Annotated in this window: 17 protein-coding genes and 1 riboswitch; of the genes, 11 read left to right on the top strand and 6 right to left on the bottom strand. The window is 60.7% G+C overall.

Features of this window, described 5'->3' with window-relative positions:
• Positions 1-222 precede the first annotated feature (222 nt).
• Positions 223-1,164, top strand: coding sequence for a LysR substrate-binding domain-containing protein (locus LCF59_RS12105; RefSeq protein WP_292287862.1), 942 nt, complete (start codon positions 223-225; stop codon positions 1,162-1,164).
• Between the two features lie 63 nt (positions 1,165-1,227).
• On the opposite strand, the gene LCF59_RS12100 is transcribed toward LCF59_RS12105, so the two are convergent.
• On the bottom strand, positions 1,228-2,271 hold the full coding sequence (locus LCF59_RS12100) for a succinylglutamate desuccinylase/aspartoacylase family protein (protein WP_292287860.1): 1,044 nt from the start codon (positions 2,269-2,271) through the stop codon (positions 1,228-1,230).
• Between the two features lie 348 nt (positions 2,272-2,619).
• Positions 2,620-2,826: riboswitch (cobalamin riboswitch) on the top strand.
• Positions 2,827-2,956: 130 nt separating this feature from the next.
• Here LCF59_RS12100 and LCF59_RS12095 point away from each other — a divergent pair.
• The gene (locus LCF59_RS12095) at positions 2,957-4,789 is read left to right on the top strand and encodes a TonB-dependent siderophore receptor (protein WP_292287858.1); all 1,833 of its coding nucleotides are present in this window, start codon (positions 2,957-2,959) and stop codon (positions 4,787-4,789) included.
• A gap of 66 nt (positions 4,790-4,855) precedes the next feature.
• Positions 4,856-5,611: an ABC transporter substrate-binding protein gene (locus LCF59_RS12090; protein ID WP_292287856.1), complete on the top strand. Its 756-nt coding sequence runs from the start codon at positions 4,856-4,858 to the stop codon at positions 5,609-5,611.
• Here LCF59_RS12090 and nagA read toward each other — a convergent pair.
• The 4 genes from nagA to LCF59_RS12070 form a co-directional block, all read right to left on the bottom strand.
• Complete coding sequence (nagA, locus tag LCF59_RS12085; RefSeq protein WP_292287854.1) at positions 5,608-6,762, bottom strand: N-acetylglucosamine-6-phosphate deacetylase; 1,155 nt, start codon at positions 6,760-6,762, stop codon at positions 5,608-5,610. The two genes, LCF59_RS12090 and nagA, sit on opposite strands and share 4 nt — an antisense overlap.
• A complete protein-coding gene (locus LCF59_RS12080; RefSeq protein ID WP_292287852.1) occupies positions 6,759-6,890 on the bottom strand; it encodes a hypothetical protein in 132 nt (43 codons plus the stop codon). The genes nagA and LCF59_RS12080 overlap by 4 nt, the downstream gene beginning before the upstream one ends.
• 69 nt (positions 6,891-6,959) lie before the next feature.
• Positions 6,960-7,832 (bottom strand): BadF/BadG/BcrA/BcrD ATPase family protein, encoded by an 873-nt coding sequence (locus tag LCF59_RS12075; RefSeq protein WP_292287850.1) that lies wholly within the window; start codon positions 7,830-7,832, stop codon positions 6,960-6,962.
• Between the two features lie 16 nt (positions 7,833-7,848).
• Positions 7,849-9,222 (bottom strand): aspartate aminotransferase family protein, encoded by a 1,374-nt coding sequence (locus LCF59_RS12070; RefSeq protein WP_292287848.1) that lies wholly within the window; start codon positions 9,220-9,222, stop codon positions 7,849-7,851.
• A gap of 157 nt (positions 9,223-9,379) precedes the next feature.
• On the opposite strand from LCF59_RS12070, the gene LCF59_RS12065 reads away from it, so the two are divergent.
• Both LCF59_RS12065 and argE read left to right on the top strand, forming a co-directional pair.
• On the top strand, positions 9,380-10,564 hold the full coding sequence (locus tag LCF59_RS12065; RefSeq protein WP_292287847.1) for a M24 family metallopeptidase: 1,185 nt from the start codon (positions 9,380-9,382) through the stop codon (positions 10,562-10,564).
• Between the two features lie 4 nt (positions 10,565-10,568).
• Positions 10,569-11,729, top strand: a complete 1,161-nt coding sequence (argE, locus tag LCF59_RS12060; protein WP_292287845.1) for an acetylornithine deacetylase — start codon at positions 10,569-10,571, stop codon at positions 11,727-11,729.
• Positions 11,730-11,801: 72 nt separating this feature from the next.
• Here the strand turns inward: argE and LCF59_RS12055 are convergent, their stop codons facing one another.
• On the bottom strand, positions 11,802-12,569 hold the full coding sequence (locus LCF59_RS12055; RefSeq protein WP_292287843.1) for an IclR family transcriptional regulator: 768 nt from the start codon (positions 12,567-12,569) through the stop codon (positions 11,802-11,804).
• 70 nt (positions 12,570-12,639) lie between these two features.
• On the opposite strand from LCF59_RS12055, the gene LCF59_RS12050 reads away from it, so the two are divergent.
• From LCF59_RS12050 to LCF59_RS12025, 6 genes are read left to right on the top strand one after another with little or no spacing between them, the layout of a single operon-like run.
• Positions 12,640-13,998, top strand: coding sequence for a selenium-binding family protein (locus LCF59_RS12050; protein ID WP_292287841.1), 1,359 nt, complete (start codon positions 12,640-12,642; stop codon positions 13,996-13,998).
• Positions 13,995-14,363 (top strand): 2Fe-2S iron-sulfur cluster-binding protein, encoded by a 369-nt coding sequence (locus LCF59_RS12045; protein WP_292287838.1) that lies wholly within the window; start codon positions 13,995-13,997, stop codon positions 14,361-14,363. Before LCF59_RS12050 ends, LCF59_RS12045 begins: the two co-directional genes overlap by 4 nt.
• Before the next feature lies 1 nt (position 14,364).
• A complete protein-coding gene (locus LCF59_RS12040; RefSeq protein WP_292287836.1) occupies positions 14,365-14,829 on the top strand; it encodes a CoA-binding protein in 465 nt (154 codons plus the stop codon).
• Between the two features lie 51 nt (positions 14,830-14,880).
• On the top strand, positions 14,881-15,693 hold the full coding sequence (locus LCF59_RS12035; protein WP_292287834.1) for an enoyl-CoA hydratase: 813 nt from the start codon (positions 14,881-14,883) through the stop codon (positions 15,691-15,693).
• On the top strand, positions 15,690-17,303 hold the full coding sequence (locus LCF59_RS12030; protein ID WP_292287832.1) for an acyl-CoA synthetase: 1,614 nt from the start codon (positions 15,690-15,692) through the stop codon (positions 17,301-17,303). Before LCF59_RS12035 ends, LCF59_RS12030 begins: the two co-directional genes overlap by 4 nt.
• 27 nt (positions 17,304-17,330) lie before the next feature.
• A complete protein-coding gene (locus tag LCF59_RS12025; protein WP_292287830.1) occupies positions 17,331-18,485 on the top strand; it encodes a glycine cleavage T C-terminal barrel domain-containing protein in 1,155 nt (384 codons plus the stop codon).
• Positions 18,486-18,751: the final 266 nt, after the last annotated feature.

Genomic DNA, 18,751 nt, shown 5'->3' with positions numbered 1-18,751 from the left:
ACACTCCGCTACACTCCTGTGAGGCATTCGCCGTGCACTGCCACGCCGTGTCCGCCAAGTAGCAAAACGCGGTCATGCTTGATCGGGTTCCCTGCTCTGGGAAGTCGGTCCTGTTCACGCTTCGCTCTCCCTCGCTGGGATTGGACTTAGGCTCTTCTCTGGTGTTGACCAAATTGAAAAAGGGCGTGTATCTGATAGATCAAATCTATCGAAAGATCCCGGATGCCGAGTCTGCAACAATTACGCTACTTGATCGCCGTGGCCGATCAGCTTCATTTCCGACGTGCGGCCGAATTGTGCAATGTCACCCAGCCCACGCTCAGCGCCCAGCTCAAGGAGCTGGAGGCGCGGCTGGGCACAACCCTCGTGGAACGGGGCCGGTCAAAGGTGATGATGACGCCCACCGGCAAGGAAATCGCTGAACGCGGGCGCCGAATCCTGCGCGAGGTGGCCGAAATCCATACGATCGCGAAATTGCAGCAAAGCGTTCTGTCTTCCGTCATCCGGGTCGGCGTGGTTCAGACCCTGGGGTCGTACTTCCTGCCCTTGGTCATTCCCGACCTGCACCGCCAGTACCCCAAGCTGGGCCTCTACGTGCGCGAGGGCTTGCCCGATGCACTTTTGCGCAGCCTCGAAGACGGTGCTCTTGATCTGCTGTTCTTCCCGCTCCCGGTCACGCAATCCGAGTTCGAGGCGCGGCCGCTGTTTCGTGAACCGATCGAAGTGGTCATGCCATCGGATCACCGCCTGGCATCCGAGCCTGCGATCGATCCTGTCATGCTCAAGGGCGAGGTGATCCTGTCGCTGGAGCCGGGTCACAAGCTCTATGAGCTTGTTCGCACCATCTCGGACGACTACGGGGTTGAGCTGTCCCACGATTACGAAGGCACCAGCCTGGACACGCTGCGCCAGATGGTGGCGACGGGCATGGGGGTGTCGCTGATGCCCGCGCTCTACGTGAAATCGGAAGTGGCGCATCAGGACCTGGTCATCGCAAGGCCATTCCACGGGACATCGCCATCCCGCACCATCGGCATGGTCTGGCGCAAGGGCACATCGCGCGAGGATGAGTTTCAACTGTTGCTCCAGCTGATTTGCGGGTCCCTCACCGCGCGTGCACCCGAGGTATCCGTGCTGGGAACCTGCGATCCCGGACCGGCCTGAGCTTTGGCAGGGTCTTGTGTGACAACTGTGTCAGCGCATGAGCATGGCCGTTCAACCCAGCCGTCAGATAATCTCGTCCTCATCAAAGATCGGATCATCCTCGAGTTGTGACGAAAGATGTTCGAGGGTTTGTTCAGCCTCGTCAGGGTCGGCAACCTGCGCGACGTGGAAAAGCGCGTCGCCTTCATTCACATTGGGGAAAACGGTGCGGCCGACGATCAGGCCCGCGCACTCAGTTGTAATCGGCATATCCACCGCGCCGAACGGATCCGATACGATGGCCAGTGTCTCCCCGTCCGAGACCATATCGCCCTCTGACTTGAACGACCGCAACAGCCCACCCTGGGGTGCCCGTATCCAGCGGCTCGATATCGACAACAAGGGTTTTCGACGCGCTTTGGAAATGCCCTTGGCGGGCAGCATGGACTGATCTTTCAACACCCGCAAAATTCCCGATACGCCCGCGCGCACGGCCATTTCGTCAAAACGCAATGCCTCACCCGCTTCATAGAGCAAAACGTCAATGCCCGCATCCTTGGCGGCCCCACGCAATGATCCGTCACGCAGCTGTGAGCGCAGGATCACCGGCGCGCCGAACGCCCGTGCAAGACGCAAAGTTTCCCGGTTGTCCGGGGATATGCGGACTTGCGGCAGGTTTGTCCGATGCACCGCAGCTGAATGCAGGTCGATCCCGAGGTCACTGCGCCCGACGATTTCGGTCATGAACAATTTCGCCAGCCGCGAGGCCAAGGACCCGCCTTGGGTTCCGGGAAAACACCGGTTCAAATCGCGCCGGTCAGGCAGGTAGCGCGAATGCGTCAGAAACCCGAACGCGTTGACAATCGGCACCGCGATCAGCGTACCGCGAAGGCGATCCAGGTTGGGCATGCCAAGAAGGCGGCGCACGATCTCGACACCGATGATCTCGTCCCCGTGCACACCCGCGCTGACGAAAACGACCGGGCCTTTGCGCCGTCCATGGATGACATGGGCCGACATGGTAGCCGGTGTATGATCCGACATGACGCTGACCGGAAGATCAATGGTCCGGCGTGTGCCCGGGGCGACGGTCTCGCCTCCGATCGCGAATTCAGTTCTTTTGGCCATCAGCCAATCCCCTTCGTCCGGGTGGTCCGGGCACCGCATTTGATCCATACAGGGTGATCTGGACGCAGACCATGCAAATGCCTGGTGCACCGGCCGTTTACATGCTGCGCTACGCGGATCACGGAGCACCCGAGGATATGACAGGAGAGTGTCTTGCGAAAGGCCACTTCATCTGTCTTTTGCGACATGCACCAAGACGTTGCCGATGCAGGTAAGCGCCAAGCGTTCGGGTCTGCGGCGGCAGCGCGCCGCTGCAAAAGCTGTAGACACGTCAACAAGAGCGTTTCCCCTCATGTCCCACATCAGCCGTTCCAAAAGACAAGGCTTGACCTGCGACCGGCCGCACGTGCACATGAGGGTGTTTACGGTCTGGGCGTGTCACAGCGTCCGGTGAAAAGGGAACGCGGTGCGTCGAGAGGCAAATCCGCGACTGCCCCCGCAACTGTGAGCGGTGAGCGACGCTGAAACTGCCACTGGGACCCCTTGGGCGACTGGGAAGGCCAGCAGAGCGATGATCCGCAAGTCAGGAGACCTGCCGTAAGCCAACACCCAGTCCGGTCGCGGGGTGCGACAGGGCGGCGGCGCTGTCCGCAGTGGTGTCCATCACCGTCTGCGGATGCCTTGCGTTCCAGATTAAAGTTACCGATCCGGCCATATTTGCCGGAAAAAGACCGGGGTCTTTGCCATGGTACGTCTCACGACCAAACTTCTCTTGTGTTCCACTCTTGTTGCGCCCTCCGTTTTGGCGGCACAGGACCTGGGTGGGCCTGTTGTCGAACTGGAAGACATTGTCGTTTTCGGCGGGTTGCTTCCGACAAGTCTTGAAACCACCGGGGCCATCATCGACGTCGCGGAACGTGACGCGATTGTCCGCGAGGGTCTTGGTGCGACACAGGCGCTTGCCTCATTGCCCGGTGTGTCGGCCAGCGCGAACGGCGGCCTGGGCAGTGTTTCATCCGTGCGGATTCGTGGCCTTGGTGTCCCGTATGTAGGTGTGCGGCTGGACGGGATCGATATCGCCGATCCGTCCTCGGTTCAAACCGCTTTCAACTTCGGCCCATTGACCACTGGCGCGCTGGACCGGATCGCGGTCATCAAGGGCACGCAATCTGCCATCTACGGCTCCGACGCGATCGCGGGAGCGGTCGAGCTGCAAAGCTGGCGGCCCGCCAAGTCCGGGGTTTCGGGCAGGGCAAAGGCCGAGCTGGGCAGCAATGAGACCCGCGCGGCGACCCTGAGTCTCGGGTACCTGGACGACCGCGCAGAACTGGCCCTGAGCCTTGGCCGCGTGACCTCGGAAGGGTTTTCGGCGCGCGACACCGACGATGAGAACGATGGGTTCACCCAAAGCAATGTGACGCTTTACGCCGCGTATCAGGTCAGTGACGCGATCCGGGTCGGCGCCAATGGGTTCTGGTCGGACGGCACAACCGAATTTGATCGCTCCACCACCGACCCGACCGGCGAAAGCGACGAGACACGCCGCGGGGTGCGGGTGTTCGGAGAGGTCGAAACCGGGGGCTGGTCGCATGACCTTTCCTTCAGCCGGTACGAGATCGACCGGTTCGATGCCGGAGGCTTCACCCGGGAATTCCTTGGCGCGCGCGATACGGTGGCGTATCTGGCGCGGGGCGATGTATCATCGTCCGTGTCGTTTGCGTTTGGGGCGGATTGGACCGAGGAACGGGCGGAACTGGATGGCGATGACTATGACGCGTCGAATTCGGCCGCCTTTGCCGAGATGAAGGCCACTCCGATCGATGCAATGGAGCTTTCGCTGACCCTGCGCTACGACGAGTATTCGGATTTCGACGGACAGCTGTCCGGGCGCGCGGCGTTGTCCTATCGGATCAACGACGCAACGATACTGCGCACATCCTTGGGAACCGGGTATCGGGCACCATCGCTTTACGAAAGGTTCGGTCCGTATGCGGGTTCGGTCGCGCTCGACCCGGAAGAAAGCCTGAGCTTCGATCTTGGGATCGAGCATTCCTACGGAGATCGCGCGACCGTCAAGGCAACCGCGTTCTGGTCCGAGATCGAGGACCTGATCGGCTTTGGCGCGTCGCCCGATTGTCTTCCGTCGCAAAGCTTCGGATGCTACATCCAGACCGATGGCACCACGACGACGCGGGGGTTCGAGCTGAGTGGGAGCTACGCAATCACGGATCATGTGCGTCTGGCCGGCGCCTACACTCTGACCGATGCCGAGAACGACGGAGAGCGTGTGGTGCGTGTGCCACGGCATGACCTGTCACTCGCGCTCGAAGCCGATGTGACAGATCGGCTGCAACTCGGTGTGAACATGACCCGCGCGGCTGACAGCCTTGATGGGGCCGGAACACCGACCCGGCTTGACGATTTTACGGTTTGGGATGTGTCCGCCCGCTATGACATCACCGAAACCGCGTCGGTATACGGTGTGATCGACAATGTGGCCGACGCGTCCTACCAGACCGTGCGCGGCTTCAATGCGCCAGAGCGGACCATCCGCTTTGGTGTCGAAACCTCGTTCTAGGCGATGTGGCGCGGTCTGGCGCTGTTGATTTCTGCGCTGGTCCCTTCGGGGGCCGGAGCATCCGATTTGCCCCGGGTTGTATCGGTGAATGTCTGCACCGATCAGCTCGTGCTGCTGTTGGCCGAACCGGAACAAATCGTCTCGCTCAGCCCGCTATCCGTTGATCCGCGAACATCTGTCATGGCGCAGGAAGCGGTGAACTATTCCACCAACAACGCCCAATCCGAGACGATAGCCATGCAAAACCCCGATGTCGTGGTTGCGGGGGCATTCAACGATCCGGCCTTTTTGCGGATGCTGGAGTCGATTTCGATCAAGGTGGAGACGTTCCCGATCACCTCGGCCCTGTCAGATATCCCCGACGAGATCCGGAAAATGGGTCAGGTGCTGAATCAGTCCGACAAAGCAGAGGCGATTGCCGCGCAGTTCGAGACCGATCTGGCGCGCTTGCCCCCACCGGCAGAGGATGCGCCGTTGGCAGCCTTCTTTTTGCCGAACGGGTTTTCGCTCGGGGCCGGAACGCTCAGCCATGATATCCTTGTGGCCGGCGGTGCGCGCAACCTGTCGGTGGAGCTTGGGATTCAGGGCAACGGCACCGTGTCCCTGGAGCAGGTCATCCTGCATCAGCCCGACCTTTTGATCGGGGCGCAGCCGTTCGGAGGGTTTTCGCAATCCGAGGAAATGGCGACGCATCCTGCCTTGGCCGCGTTTCCGGTGCTGCATAGCTCGGTGGCCTGGGTTTGCGGCGTTCCATCCGTTCTGGACGCGGTGTCACAAGTGTCGGAAAAAGTCGACGCATTGGACGCACTGCCTGACAATTAGACCGTCTCGCAGAGTGCGGCAGTGGTCTTTGCATCATACCGAAAGCTCGGGTCGAGATGGATGCCCGCCCAATGCCGGTCCTCGGCAAAGACGCCGTATTCCGATGCGGACCGCAAAACCTGCGCAGGGCCCGAACTGGCCATGGCACATGCGATTTCCGGCTTGATGCCGACGCGGTTGATGAGCATAGCGACCGCCGACGACAGGTCCAGATCCGCCCCGGCCAATGTGCCGTCGCTCAGCGTCAGGCGTCCATCGCGGCGCAGCACCCGTCGTTCGTTCAGTTGAAATTCGGTGATCTCCGATCCCGCTGTCGCCATTGCATCGCTGACGAGGAAAATCGCGCCGGGGCCGGTCTTGGCCGCCATCGCCGCGCGTATCGTGCGGGGATGAACATGAACTGCATCGGCGATCAGCCCGGCATGCAGGCTGCCATGGTCGAGTGCCGCACCGACCAAGCCGGGTTCGCGGCTGCCCAGTTGACTCATCGCGTTGAACAGATGGGTGACGCAGCGCGCCCCGGCATCGATTGCCGCCGCGGCTTGGTCACAGGTGCAGTCTGAATGACCGAGCGAGACGATCACCCCGGCTTTGGTCAAGCGCGCGATCCGTTCCGGCGCGACGGTTTCCGGCGCGAGTGTGACCATGAGGTTTGGAAGCCGTTGCGCGGCGTCGCAAAGCAGCGCCTCGTCGGCATCGGTCATGGGGCGGATCAGCTCGGGCGCATGCGCCCCCTTGCGGGCCTGTGCGATATGTGGGCCTTCGAGGTGTAGTCCCATGATGCCGGCCACGCCTTTCGCGATCGCGTCGTCCACGGTGTCGATCGCGGCCCGGGTCTTGTCACATGTGTCGGTGATCAGCGTGGGCAGCAAGGCGCGTGTGCCAGTGGTGGCATGGGCCATCGCGATGCGGCGCAGCCCATCGACCGTGGTTTCCTCGTTGAAAAGGATACCGCCGCCGCCATTGACTTGCAGGTCGACAAAGCCCGGCATGAGGACCCCGGCGCTCACCTCCTGCCGGACGTATTTGGCGGGCGCCTTGGCAATAGGTACGACCCCGACAAACACATTCCCGTCCAGGAGCAGCGCATGGTCTTCGTACAGGGTCCGGCCGTCGAATATATCTGCTCCGACAAGGGCGCGGCGGGTCATGGGTTTTCCGTGGCTTGGTTCAGGTGGCGCGGCGCATCCATGTTGGCCCTGGCCCCGTGGGACAAGAGCCGGTCGACCGCACCTGCGACCTTTTCAATTTCGGGGTGCATCTGGGTGGTGGCTGGCATTCTCTTGATCCTGTTTGGAGAAACGCTGACGGGGTCGGTTCTGATGCGTGACCTCTTTGGTGACACGCGCTAGGGTACCATCTGTCGAGCCAGGGCCAATGCCCCGTCAAGCGCGGTGCCGCGTGGCCCCGTCAATCGGTTTTGGGCCGTGCGCGGCAGCCATTGTGCAAAGAGCGGCCCTAATCCCCCCGTCAGGCACAGGTGATCTTCCTTCGAAAATCCCGTTGTTTCAAGACATAGCGACAAATACGCCGTCGCTTCGGCTACAATCTCGATTGCCTGTGAATCGGCCTGCGTCGCCGCGGCCATCACCTCCGTTGCGTAGGTCGCAAAGTCAGCCGGCGTCGCGGATTGGGCAAAGGCAATCAGTTTTGCCGGATCGTTGTTGAAATCTTGCCAGATCCGAGTGGTCAGCCCGGAGTTTTGCGCCAAGCCATCGCGGGTCAAGGCGCAGCGTTGCAACGCCTTTCGGCCCAGCCAGGCGCCGGATGCCTGATCTCCAAGCTGCAGGCCCCAACCACCGATGTGCCGGATGTTAGCCCCGCGTTTGACCGCAATGAAGGAACCGGTTCCGACCGAGATTACAACGCCGTTTCTGTCGCCCAAAGCTCCGAAGACGGTGGTGACCTGATCGTCAGTCACGGTGCAGCGAAGCAAGGGCAGTTTTGCGGCCAGTGCGCGTGCGGTCTCGGGTGACACGATCCCGGCAAGGCCGACATGCGCCGGCACATTGGCCAGCTCTGGCAGATCCAGCCCCGCATTCCGTGCCGCCGATCCAAGCGCCCCGATCAGATTGCGCACAGTCCCGTCAGGATCGCTGGTGTAGTTCGCAGGTCCGCCATTGGCGGACCCGAGAATGTTTCCCGCGCGATCACTGATGGCGGCGCGGCAGCCGGTCCCGCCGCCATCGATTCCGATCAGGTAGGGTCCAAGATGTCCCATCGCATTCGGACGACGCTTATCCGAGCACAGCCTTGACCGCCCGCAGGGTCCCGGCGACCACTTGGTCCGCCTCTTCGCGGCTCAGGCAGAAGGGCGGCGCAAAGCCAAGGATATCGCCTTGAGGCATGGCGCGCGCGATGATCTTGTCCTGCTCGAGCAGCTTGCCGGACAATTGCGCGCCAACCTTGTCTGCCGGATCGAAGAATGCGCGATTATCCTTGTCCTTGACGAATTCCACGGCACAGATCATGCCTTCGCCGCGGACCTCTCCGACATGAGGATGATCGGCCAGCGCGTCCGCCATCGCGGCATTGAGATAAGCCCCGACATCGGCTGCGTTTGACACCAGATCGAGTTCGTCGATCAGCTTGAGGTTGGCAACCCCGGCCGCGGCCCCGATCGGGTGGGCGGAATAGGTCCAGCCATGACCAATGGGGCCGTTCTCGTCCGTTCCCTGTTCCAGGACAGACCAGACCTTGTCCGAGACAATGGACCCGGACAGCGGCGCATAGGCCGACGTGAGGCCCTTGGCGATGGTGATGATGTCCGGCTCGATGCCGTAGTGCTCGGATCCGAACATCGTGCCAAGACGGCCAAAACCGGTCACGACCTCATCTGCGATCAGCAGGATGTCGTGTTTTTTCAATACCGCCTGGATCGCGGCCCAATATCCTTCGGGGGGCGGTACGATGCCGCCGGTGCCGAGCATCGGTTCCCCGATAAAGGCGCCGATCGTGTCGGCCCCTTCACGTTCGATCAGGTCTTCCAGATCCTGCACGCATTGCGCGACAAATTGTGCCTCCGTCTGATCGAGGTTTCCGCGCCGGTAGTAATACGGCGCGGTGGTGTGGATCACCTGCTCCACAGGCAGGTCGAATTTCTTGTGGAACAGCTCCAGCCCGGTGAGCGATCCGGTGACAAGCCCCGAGCCGTGATACCCGCGCCACCGCGAGATGATCTTTTTCTTTTTCGGACGGCCAAGGATGTTGTTGTAATACCAGACAAGCTTGACGTTGGTTTCGTTCGCATCCGAACCGCCAAGCCCGAAATAGACCTTGGACATGTTGGACGGCGCCCGGTCGAGGATCATCTTGGACAGGGTGATCGACGCTTCGGTGCCATGCCCGACATAGGAATGGTAATACGCCAGTTCGCGGGCCTGATCGGCAATCGCCTTCGCGATTTCCTGGCGGCCATAGCCCACATTGACGCAATAGAGTCCGGCAAATGCATCCAGCATGCGATTGCCGTCCCGATCCTCGATGAACACGCCAGATGCGGTCCGGATCACCCGGTTCGGGCTTTCGCCGCGCGCGTGCTGGGCGAGGTGTGTCGAGGGATGAAAGAAGTTGTCCCGATCCCATTGATCGAGTTGATCATTCCGTAGCATCGCGGCCTCCGTAAGTTCTGCCGATGGCAGGTGTTATGAGCGGTGGGCTGAAATCTCTTGAACCTCTCAAGAATTCTGCCCAGTGTCAGATCCAGTCTGCGGCACACGTAGTCCAGATGGGCCCATCATACCAGACCCACCGTAGTTAGGATCATTCATGCCACAGGGACACGCCCCCTTCAGCGAGATGGAATATGACCGCCGCCTGGCCTTGACGCGCGAAGCGATGCAGCGCGCAGGGCTTGACGCGATTTTTGTGACCGACCCGTCGAACCAGGCCTGGCTGACTGGGTATGACGGGTGGTCCTTTTACGTGCATCAGGGTGTGATCATCCAGATGGAGGGCGAGCCTATCTGGTGGGGCCGGAACATGGATGCGGTCGGCGCGGCGCGCACGTGCTGGATGTCCGAGGACAATATCCATGGCTATTCCGACCACTTCGTGCAGTCGACGCTGCAACACCCCATGGAAGATCTGGCGGGACATTTCCGGGACCTGGGGCTGGAGACGTCCCGGATCGGCGTGGAGATGGAGAATTACTACTATTCCGCCAAGGCCCACGAGGTGCTTTGCGCGGAATTGCCCGAAGCCACGATCATGGATGCCATGTCGCTGGTGAACTGGCAGCGCCTGATCAAGTCAGAGGAAGAGGTCGTTTTCATCCGCAACGCGGCGCGGATCTCCGAAAAGATTCTCGGGATCGCCATCGAAAAGGCTGCACCCGGTGTGCGCAAGAACGAACTCGTGGCCGAAATTTTTCACGCAGGGATCACCGGGGTGGACGACATCTGGGGCGACTACCCGGCGATCGTGCCGCTGACCCCGTCCGGCCTCGATGCGACGGCTGCGCACCTCACGTGGAACGGCGATCCGATGCGCGAAGGCGAGGCGACGTTCTTCGAATTGTCCGGCTGCTACCGCCGCTACCATGCGCCGCTGTGCCGGACCGTTTATCTGGGGACGCCGCCGCAGGCCCTTCTGGACGCTGAAAAGGCGCAGCTGGAGGGAATCGAAGCTGGGGTCGAAGCGGCGCGCGCCGGCAACCGGACCTGCGATATCGCCAACGCCTTTATCGATGTGTGTCAGAAGCACGGCATCGAACGCAACGGACGCTGTGGATATCCCATCGGTCTGAGTTACCCGCCCGACTGGGGCGAACGCACAGCCTCCATCCGAAGCGAGGACATGACCGTTCTGCAACCGGGCATGACGTTTCACTTCATGCCTGCGCTTTGGATGGACAGTTGGGGTCTGGAGACAACCGAGACCATCCTGATCACGGAAGACGGAGTGGCCGAAACGCTCTGCAATGTGGAACGCAAGCTCTTCGTAAAGGACTAAAGCCGTGGGGTATCTTGAGCGCAGCACGGAAATCCTCGGCGATCTGATCGCCTATCCGACGATGTCCGCTGACAGTAATTTCGACATGATCCTGCACATGGCCGGTCTGCTGGAAGATGCCGGTGCGCGCTGTGAGGTCATGTCATCGCCCTGCGGAACAAAGGCCAATCTTTTCGCAACGCTTGGTCCCGATCGCGACGGCGGCATTCTTCTGTCCGGTCACAGTGATGTGGTGCCCGTCGCCGACCAGCCCTGGACCCGCGATCCGTTTCGGATGGGGGCGGTGGATGGGCGGCTCTATGGCCGCGGAGCCTGCGATATGAAGGGGTTCATCGCGGCAACACTTGCCATGGCCCCGCATTTCGCGGACCGCGTCGGCGACCGCCCTGTGCATTTCGCCTTCACGTATGACGAAGAGGTCGGGTGCCTTGGCGCGCGCCATCTTGTCGAACACCTCAGCGAACGGAGCCTGACCCCCGGAATCGCGATCATCGGGGAGCCCACCGAGATGCGCATCATCGATGGGCACAAGGGATGCAATGAATATACCACACGGTTCGAGGGGCTGGCCGGGCACGGGTCCAACCCCGATCATGGGGTGAACGCGGTCGAATATGCCGTGCGCTACGTGCACCATCTTCTGGGTCTCAAGGATGCCCTGCGTGCCCGCGCCCCGGCCGATTGCCCGTTTGATCCGCCTTGGACAACCGTGAACTTGGGCGCCCTTGTTGGCGGCGTTGCGCATAACGTGATCGCACCGTCCGCCCATGTCGAATGGGAAATGCGCCCGGTTCAGTTGTCAGACGCGGAATTTGTCAAGGAAAACCTGCGTGCGTTTTGCGAGGCAGAGCTGCTGCCGAAAATGCAGGCCGTTTACCCGGAGGCGTCGATCACGACAGAAGTCATCGGAGAGGTCATCGGCCTTTTCCCCACCGACGAAAATGAGGCCCGCCGGATCGTCAGCGATCTTACCGGCGCAAACAGCAGTGACTTGGTCGCCTTCGGAACCGAAGCGGGCCTGTTCCAGGCGCTCGGCACCGACGTGGTGGTTTGTGGCCCCGGCTCAATCGAACAGGCGCACAAGGCGGATGAATTCGTATCGCTCGACCAGATGTCGAAGTGCCTGGGGATGTTGGAACGTTTGGGCGACAGGTTGACGTCGTAACGTCGAAAAAGTCGACGGCGGTGCTGCGTGCTTCTGGCGGCATCAACCGAACAAAGCGACGGTCCCCTTACGTCAGGCGCCCGCCCTGGCTCTTATGTCCGGGCTGGCCTCCCAGCCGAGGTTTGGTGCAATCTCTTGTGCGATCTGAACGATCTGCGGGCCCAGCATTTCGCGGAAAGCTGACGTGAACACACGCACTGAACCGGCTGCGCCGATCGACATCGTGGCCCCGGGTCCGCTTTGTGCAAGCGGCGCCGCGACCGAGCACAATCCCCGTTCGATTTCTTCGACGCATTCCGCGAAGCCGCGGCGCCGGATCGTGTCGAATTCCGCTTCGAGGTCATGCACGTTGGTCAAGGTGAATTCGGTGTAGGCGCGCAACCGGCCTTCCATTTCGCCGGTCACGAAGAGATCGGGCGAAAAGGCGGCAACCGCCTTCGAGCAGGAGCAGGCGTGCAAGGGGCGCTTTCCCAACCCCGGATGAAGGTAGGATACCCCTGTTTCCGGTGTCTCGACATGGATGATTTCCACGGTCTTGCCGCGCAGCCGCGAGAGGAAAAACGCAGCTCCGAATTCCGTGGCGGCTTGTTTTAGTGGGGGTGCCATCAAGTCCAGCAACGCGCGGTCCGAATGGTCGCTGTGGGTTATCCGCTTCAGGCGGGTGCCGATGGCGAACTGTCCGCGCGTGACGGGTTCCAGCAGACCGACGCTGACCAAATCCTGTACCAGCCTGTAGGCGGATGGCTTTGGCAGGTCCATATGAGCGCAGATCTCGGCCACACTTGCCTCCTCCAACTGCCCCACGATTTCCAGGATGCCTATTATGCGTTCAAGATGCATATTTTTTACCTTGCGAGAATCTAATTATCGAATTACGAGAATCGAAACGTTATCGCAAGGGAGGAGTGTGATGATGGACGGCGCATGTTGCGGTCCGGGGTATGCAAGCCCGGCCGAGGCCATCAAGGCCCCCCGCGAAAAGCTGCTTTACACGATCGCCATTTATACAGGGACCGGGATTCAGAAGCCGGATTACCTGGCGACTGTTGATGCCGATCCTGACAGCCCGACTTACAGCCAGGTCGTTCACCGGCTCGAGATGCCGGGCATCGGCGATGAGCTGCACCACATGGGCTGGAACGCCTGCTCCTCGTGCCACGATGACACGGGCATGTCGCGCAAATACCTCCTGGTGCCGGGGGTTCGGTCAAACAACATCCACGTCATCGACACCGCCACCGACCCCTTTGCGCCGCGTCTGCACAAGGTGATTGACGGGGCCGAGATCAAATCGAAGACCAACCTAAGTGGTCCGCACACCGTGCACTGCCTCGGAAGCGAAATCATTATCTCCTTTCTCGGCGATGCTCAGGGTGAAGCGCCCGGCGGCTACCTGCATCTCGATAAGGATTTCGAGATCGTGGGCCGGTGGGAAAACTCCATGGGCGACATCCCCTTCGGCTATGACTTCTGGTATCAACCGCGCCACAACGTCATGGTCTCGTCCGAATGGGCCGCGCCAAACACCTTCATGCCGGGCTTCGATCTGGAAGAAGTGGGGCACCTCAAGTATGGTCGGCGCCTGCACATCTGGGATTTCGAAAAGCGCGAGCCGGTCGAGACGATGTATCTGGGCGAAGACGGTCTGATCCCGCTAGAGGTCAAGTTCCACCATGACCCCGACAGCACGCATGGCTTCTGCGGCGCGGCCCTGTCGGCCAACGTGATCCATTTCTGGAAGTCAGAGGCGGGCAAGTGGGAATGGGAAAAGATCATCGACGTGGAAAACGAGCCACATCCCGAGTGGCCGATCCCCGTGCCCGGCGTGATGAGCGCGATCCTGGTGTCGATGGATGACAAGTACCTTTACCTGAACAATTGGCTGCATGGCGACATGCGCCAGTATAACATCGAGGACCCCCACAATCCGGTGCTTACCGGGCAGGTCTGGATGGGCGGCTTGCTGGGAAAGGCCCCCGAGGTCAACGGTGTCAAGGTCGCGGGCGGGCCGCAGATGTATCAGCTAAGTCTTGATGGCAAGCGGCTCTATGTCACGACGTCTCTGTTCAGCACCTGGGACAACCAGTTCTACCCCGAGATCCGTGAGCAAGGTGGTGTCATGGTGATGATCGATTGCGATGTCGAAAACGGCGGCATGAAGATCAACCCCGATTTCATCGTCGATTTCGGCCAGGAGCCCAATGGTCCAAGCCGCTGCCACGAGACCCGTTACCCCGGTGGCGACTGCACCAGCGATATCTGGCTGTGACCGAGACCTGTCGCATCACAATCGCCAACCGTGGCGATGCGACCTACACGGTCGAGGCGCGCAGGCCCCTGCTCGACACCCTGCGCGAGCAGGGCGTCGATCTGCCATATGGCTGTAAATACGGCGGGTGCATCACCTGCGCGGCCAGGCTGACGTCCGGCGAAGTCGATCAACGCCGCCAGGTGGCGCTGAACAACCGTCAGATCAACAACGGCTATGTCCTGCTCTGCGTCGCGCGCCCGACAAGCGACCTGACGCTCGAAATCGGCGTCGAGAGTCACGGCCAGCTTTACCGCAACCCCTTCCTCGATCCGCTGGAGCCGCATGAGCTGAAGGCGGACATCGCCACACCCAAGGAACGTTAAAATGCCCGCAACAGCGCTTGATGACCGCTACGATTACGACCAGCGTTACCTCTCTGATATCCTGAAATCGGTGAGCACGATCGCCATGGTCGGGGCCAGCGCAGACAAGACCAAGTTCAGCTATGGCGTGCTGCGTGTGCTTCACGAGACCGGATATGATATGATCCCGGTAAATCCTAATCCGAACCTGACCGAGATTCGCGGGATCCCGGTGGTGCATTCGCTTCAAGAGATCGACCGTCCCGTTGACATGGTCGAGGTCTTCCGCCCCAGGGAAGAGCTTTACGCCATCACCGAACAGGCAATCGCGATCGGCGCAAAGGTCTTGTGGGGGCAAATTGGCGTCTATGATGATGATGCCGCGAAACTGGCGGAAGACGCGGGGCTGAAAGTGGTGATGAACCGCTGCCCCAAGATCGAACTGTTTCGCCCCTTCTGGAAGCCGCGTCTCGACCTGGCTATCTGACCTGGGCAGGCTGACGCCACCGGACAGGGCCGGGGCACATTGGAGAGAGTTATGGACGGAACTTTGGAAAACGATCAGCTGATCCTGCGTTCGGACCAGGATGGCATTGCCATTCTGACGCTGAACGCTCCCAAATCCATCAATGCACTGTCAGAGGAGATGCTGGACGCGCTGTCACGGACCTTCGACACGATCGCGGACGACCGCAGCGTAAAGGCCGTGATCCTGCGCAGCGGCTGCAAACATTTTTGCGCCGGTCACAATCTCAAGGAAATGACGGCGCGCCGGGCGGATGACGACGGGGGCTTCCAGTATTTCCAGGACCTCTTCGCCAAGTGCTCGGCAATGATGCTGCGCGTTGTGCATCTGCCTCAGCCGGTGATCGCAGAGGTCAAGGGCATTGCCACGGCGGCAGGCTGCCAGCTTGTGGCCTCTTGCGACCTGGCGGTGGCAGCAGAGGATGCGACATTCGCAACATCCGGAGTGAATATCGGGCTGTTCTGCTCGACCCCGATGGTTGCCCTGTCGCGCAACGTGCCGCGCAAGATGGCAATGGAAATGCTGCTGCTTGGGGAATTTCTGCCCGCCGCGCGGGTCGCCGAAATGGGTCTGGTGAACCGCGTCGTGCCGCTGGCCGAAGTCGAGGACACGACGATGCAAATGGCGCGAATTATCGCGGATAAATCTCCGGCCGCCGTCAAGATCGGCAAGCGCGGTTTTTACGAACAGGCCGAGATGCCGCTGGAAGAGGCCTATTCCTATGCCGGTCGCGTGATGGCGGAAAACATGATGGCCGAGGATACCGTGGCCGGGATCAACGCCTTCACGCGCAAGGAACCGATGCCAGAATGGACAGGCAAATGAAGACGTTCGACGGCCCGGAACTGGCACGCGTTGCCGCCAATCATACGGCGCTGTCGCCGGTGTCGATGCTCAAACGCGTGGAGCGCGTGCATCCGGAATTGCCCGCGCAGGTACATGGATCGATCCGGCGAAACTGGGGCGAGGTCGCGGCGCGTTGCAAACGGCTTGCCTCGGCGATGGCGAGGCGCGGGATCGGCAAGGGCGACACGGTTGCCCTGATCGCACCGAACATCCCCGAGGCGCTTGAATGTGCGCTGGCGCTGCCGATGATCGGCGCCGTTCTGAACGCGAACAACACGCGGCTCGATGCCGGAACGATCGCTTATATTCTCGAACACGGCGAAGCGAAGGTCCTTTTGGTCGATACCGAGTGTTCGGCCATGGCCGCCGAAGCTGTTGCACAATCGGGGCGTGATCTTCTGATCGTCGACATCGAAGACAGCGAAGGGCCGGGGGGCAACAGGATAGGTGCGCTCACATATGACGCACTTCTGTCAGAGGGCGATCCCGACTTCGCCTATGCGCTGCCGGACGATGAGTGGGATGCGCTGGCGCTCAACTACACCTCCGGGACCACGGGGCGGCCCAAGGGCGTGGTCTACTCGCACCGTGGAGCATGGACCAACGCGGTCAACAACGTTGTAACCTGGGAAATGCCGCATCATCCGGTCTATCTCTGGACGCTGCCCTTGTTTCACTGCAACGGATGGTGCTTTCCCTGGACCATCACCATGCTTGCGGGAACGCATGTGTTCCTGCGCGCGCCCCGCGCCGACGCGATCTATGACGCCTTCGCAGATCATGGCGTGACGCATCTCTGTGGGGCACCGATCATCATGTCGATGATTTCCGGTGCAGCGGAAAAGCGCGATTTTCCGCAGAAGATCAAGATGATGACCGCCGCCGCGCCCCCCCCCGCCAGCGTGATCGAAGGGATGGAGGCGATGGGTATCTCGATTACACATGTCTACGGCCTGACCGAGGTGTACGGCCCTGCCGTCGTTTGCGCGGAAAAACCCGGATGGGGCGCGCTGTCACCCGAGCAGCAGGCCGAGATGAAAGCGCGTCAGGGCGTCGCCTACGAGCTTGAGGAGGACGTGCTGGTGCTCGATCCCGACACCGGCACCCCGGTGCCATGGGACGGCGAAACCCTGGGCGAAATCGTGTTTCGCGGCAACATCGTCATGAAAGGCTATCTGAAAGCCCCCGAGGAAACCGCCAAGGCCTTCAAGGACGGCTGGTTCTGGTCGGGCGACATCGCGGTGCAGCACGCAGATGGCTACATCGAGATTCGGGACCGCTCAAAGGACATCATCATTTCGGGGGGTGAAAACATCTCCTCGATCGAGGTGGAAAAAGCGCTTTATTCCCATCCGGCCGTCAGCCTCGCGGCGGTTGTCGCCTTGCCCGATGAAAAATGGGGCGAAGTGCCCTGCGCCTTTGTCGAGCTGTCGGGGGAAGCAACCGAAGACGACTTGCTGGCGCACGCAAGAGAGCGCCTGGCAGGATACATGCGGCCCAAGAAGGTGGTCTTTGGCGAACTTCCGAAAACCTCTACAGGCAAAATCCGCAAGAACGAGCTACGTGATCTGGTCCGCTCAAAAGGCTGACCCCTTACCCCAGACTGGATACATATCATGGCACATGAACTAGAATTCGCACATTTCAGCTTTGGCACCCAAGTCCGGAAATCCCCATATTCCGACGCCGCGCTGCGCTGGGGGGCCAAGGGCTTTTCAGTGTACAACCACATGTATATCCCCCGCGATTTCGGAGATCCGGAACAGAACTTCTGGAGCCTGATCAACCACGCGACCCTTGCGGATGTGTCGGTGGAGCGCCAGGTCGAGATCACGGGCCCGGATGCGGCCCGCTTCACCCAGTATTTGTGCGCGCGTGACCTTTCGACCTGCGAGGTCGGGCAATGCAAATACGTGGTGCTCACCGATCAGCATGGCGGTATCATCAACGACCCGATCCTGCTCAAGTTGGCCGAGGATCATTTCTGGCTGTCGATCGCGGACAGCGATGTTCTCCTGTGGGCGCGGGGCGTCGCGGTGAATGCCGGGATGGATGTCGAATTGTCCGAACCCGATGTGTCACCTTTGCAGCTTCAAGGTCCCAAATCGCGCGATATCCTGCGCAAGGCCTTTGGCTTCAAGCCGACAGAACTGAAATATTTCCGTTTCATGGAATACGATTGGTACGGGGTTCCCCTGATCATTTCGCGCACGGGCTGGACGAGCGAACTGGGCTACGAGATCTATCTGCGTGACGGCTCCGCTGGCAGCCGGCTTTGGGAGCATATTCTGGATGTCGGTTACCCGATGGGTCTCAGACCCGGCCACACCTCCAGCATTCGCAGAATCGAGGCAGGCATGCTGTCTTACCACGCCGACATGACCCTCGCGAACAACCCCTACGAGTTGAACCTGGACCGTCTTGTCAATCTTGACATGGAGGCCGACTTCGTTGGCAAGGAGGCGCTGAAACGGATCAAGGAAAAAGGTGTCAAGCAGCGGCTGACAGGTATTGAGATCGAAGGCGTTCCTTTCGAGGGCGTCAACGATTTCTTCTGGCCGGTCCTGAAGGATGGCGTGCAGATTGGCACGATCACGTCGGCTGTCTATTCTCCGCGGCTGGCAAAGAACATCGCCCTCGCAATGCTGGACGTCGGCCATACGGATATCGGCACCGAGGTAACAGTCGACAAACTTGGCGAAACACGCGGCGGTGTCGTTGCGCCGATCCCGTTCTATGACCCCAAAAAGGCACTTGCCGTCGCGAGTTGATCCGATCGCAGCACCGGTTTGCCAAGTGACATCGAAGGGGCCGATCTGCTTGATCGGCCCGCGGTCAGGTTAGACTCTGAAACCATTGATTCCGACAGATAGCATGAGTCACGGTTCGAAAAGGCGCGGTGAACAAGTCAGAGGCGGTCGCGGAGTTTCGGACCAGTTGCTAAGCTTTAGCGACTGATGAGGGACCGACCTGAAATGACTAAACGCAAACGCTATACGGCGGAGTTCAAGGCGAAGGTGGCGTTGGAAGCCATCCG

The sequence above is a fragment of the Marivita sp. genome (assembly GCF_020055675.1).
Classification (GTDB): Bacteria; Pseudomonadota; Alphaproteobacteria; order Rhodobacterales; family Rhodobacteraceae; genus Marivita.
This window is presented reverse-complemented; position numbering and strand designations above follow the sequence as displayed.

What these genes read in the sequence shown, in the direction of transcription:
- LCF59_RS12080 (WP_292287852.1), bottom strand. Translation starts at nt 6,890, where the DNA reads ATGCCAGCCACCACCCAGATGCACCCCGAAATTGAAAAGGTCGCAGGT.
- nagA (WP_292287854.1), bottom strand. Translation starts at nt 6,762, where the DNA reads ATGACCCGCCGCGCCCTTGTCGGAGCAGATATATTCGACGGCCGGACC.
- LCF59_RS12040 (WP_292287836.1), top strand. Translation starts at nt 14,365, where the DNA reads ATGCCCGCAACAGCGCTTGATGACCGCTACGATTACGACCAGCGTTAC.
- LCF59_RS12075 (WP_292287850.1), bottom strand. Translation starts at nt 7,832, where the DNA reads ATGGGACATCTTGGACCCTACCTGATCGGAATCGATGGCGGCGGGACC.
- LCF59_RS12025 (WP_292287830.1), top strand. Translation starts at nt 17,331, where the DNA reads ATGGCACATGAACTAGAATTCGCACATTTCAGCTTTGGCACCCAAGTC.
- LCF59_RS12030 (WP_292287832.1), top strand. Translation starts at nt 15,690, where the DNA reads ATGAAGACGTTCGACGGCCCGGAACTGGCACGCGTTGCCGCCAATCAT.
- LCF59_RS12095 (WP_292287858.1), top strand. Translation starts at nt 2,957, where the DNA reads ATGGTACGTCTCACGACCAAACTTCTCTTGTGTTCCACTCTTGTTGCG.
- LCF59_RS12070 (WP_292287848.1), bottom strand. Translation starts at nt 9,222, where the DNA reads ATGCTACGGAATGATCAACTCGATCAATGGGATCGGGACAACTTCTTT.
- LCF59_RS12065 (WP_292287847.1), top strand. Translation starts at nt 9,380, where the DNA reads ATGCCACAGGGACACGCCCCCTTCAGCGAGATGGAATATGACCGCCGC.
- LCF59_RS12050 (WP_292287841.1), top strand. Translation starts at nt 12,640, where the DNA reads ATGATGGACGGCGCATGTTGCGGTCCGGGGTATGCAAGCCCGGCCGAG.
- LCF59_RS12035 (WP_292287834.1), top strand. Translation starts at nt 14,881, where the DNA reads ATGGACGGAACTTTGGAAAACGATCAGCTGATCCTGCGTTCGGACCAG.
- LCF59_RS12055 (WP_292287843.1), bottom strand. Translation starts at nt 12,569, where the DNA reads ATGCATCTTGAACGCATAATAGGCATCCTGGAAATCGTGGGGCAGTTG.
- LCF59_RS12100 (WP_292287860.1), bottom strand. Translation starts at nt 2,271, where the DNA reads ATGGCCAAAAGAACTGAATTCGCGATCGGAGGCGAGACCGTCGCCCCG.
- LCF59_RS12105 (WP_292287862.1), top strand. Translation starts at nt 223, where the DNA reads ATGCCGAGTCTGCAACAATTACGCTACTTGATCGCCGTGGCCGATCAG.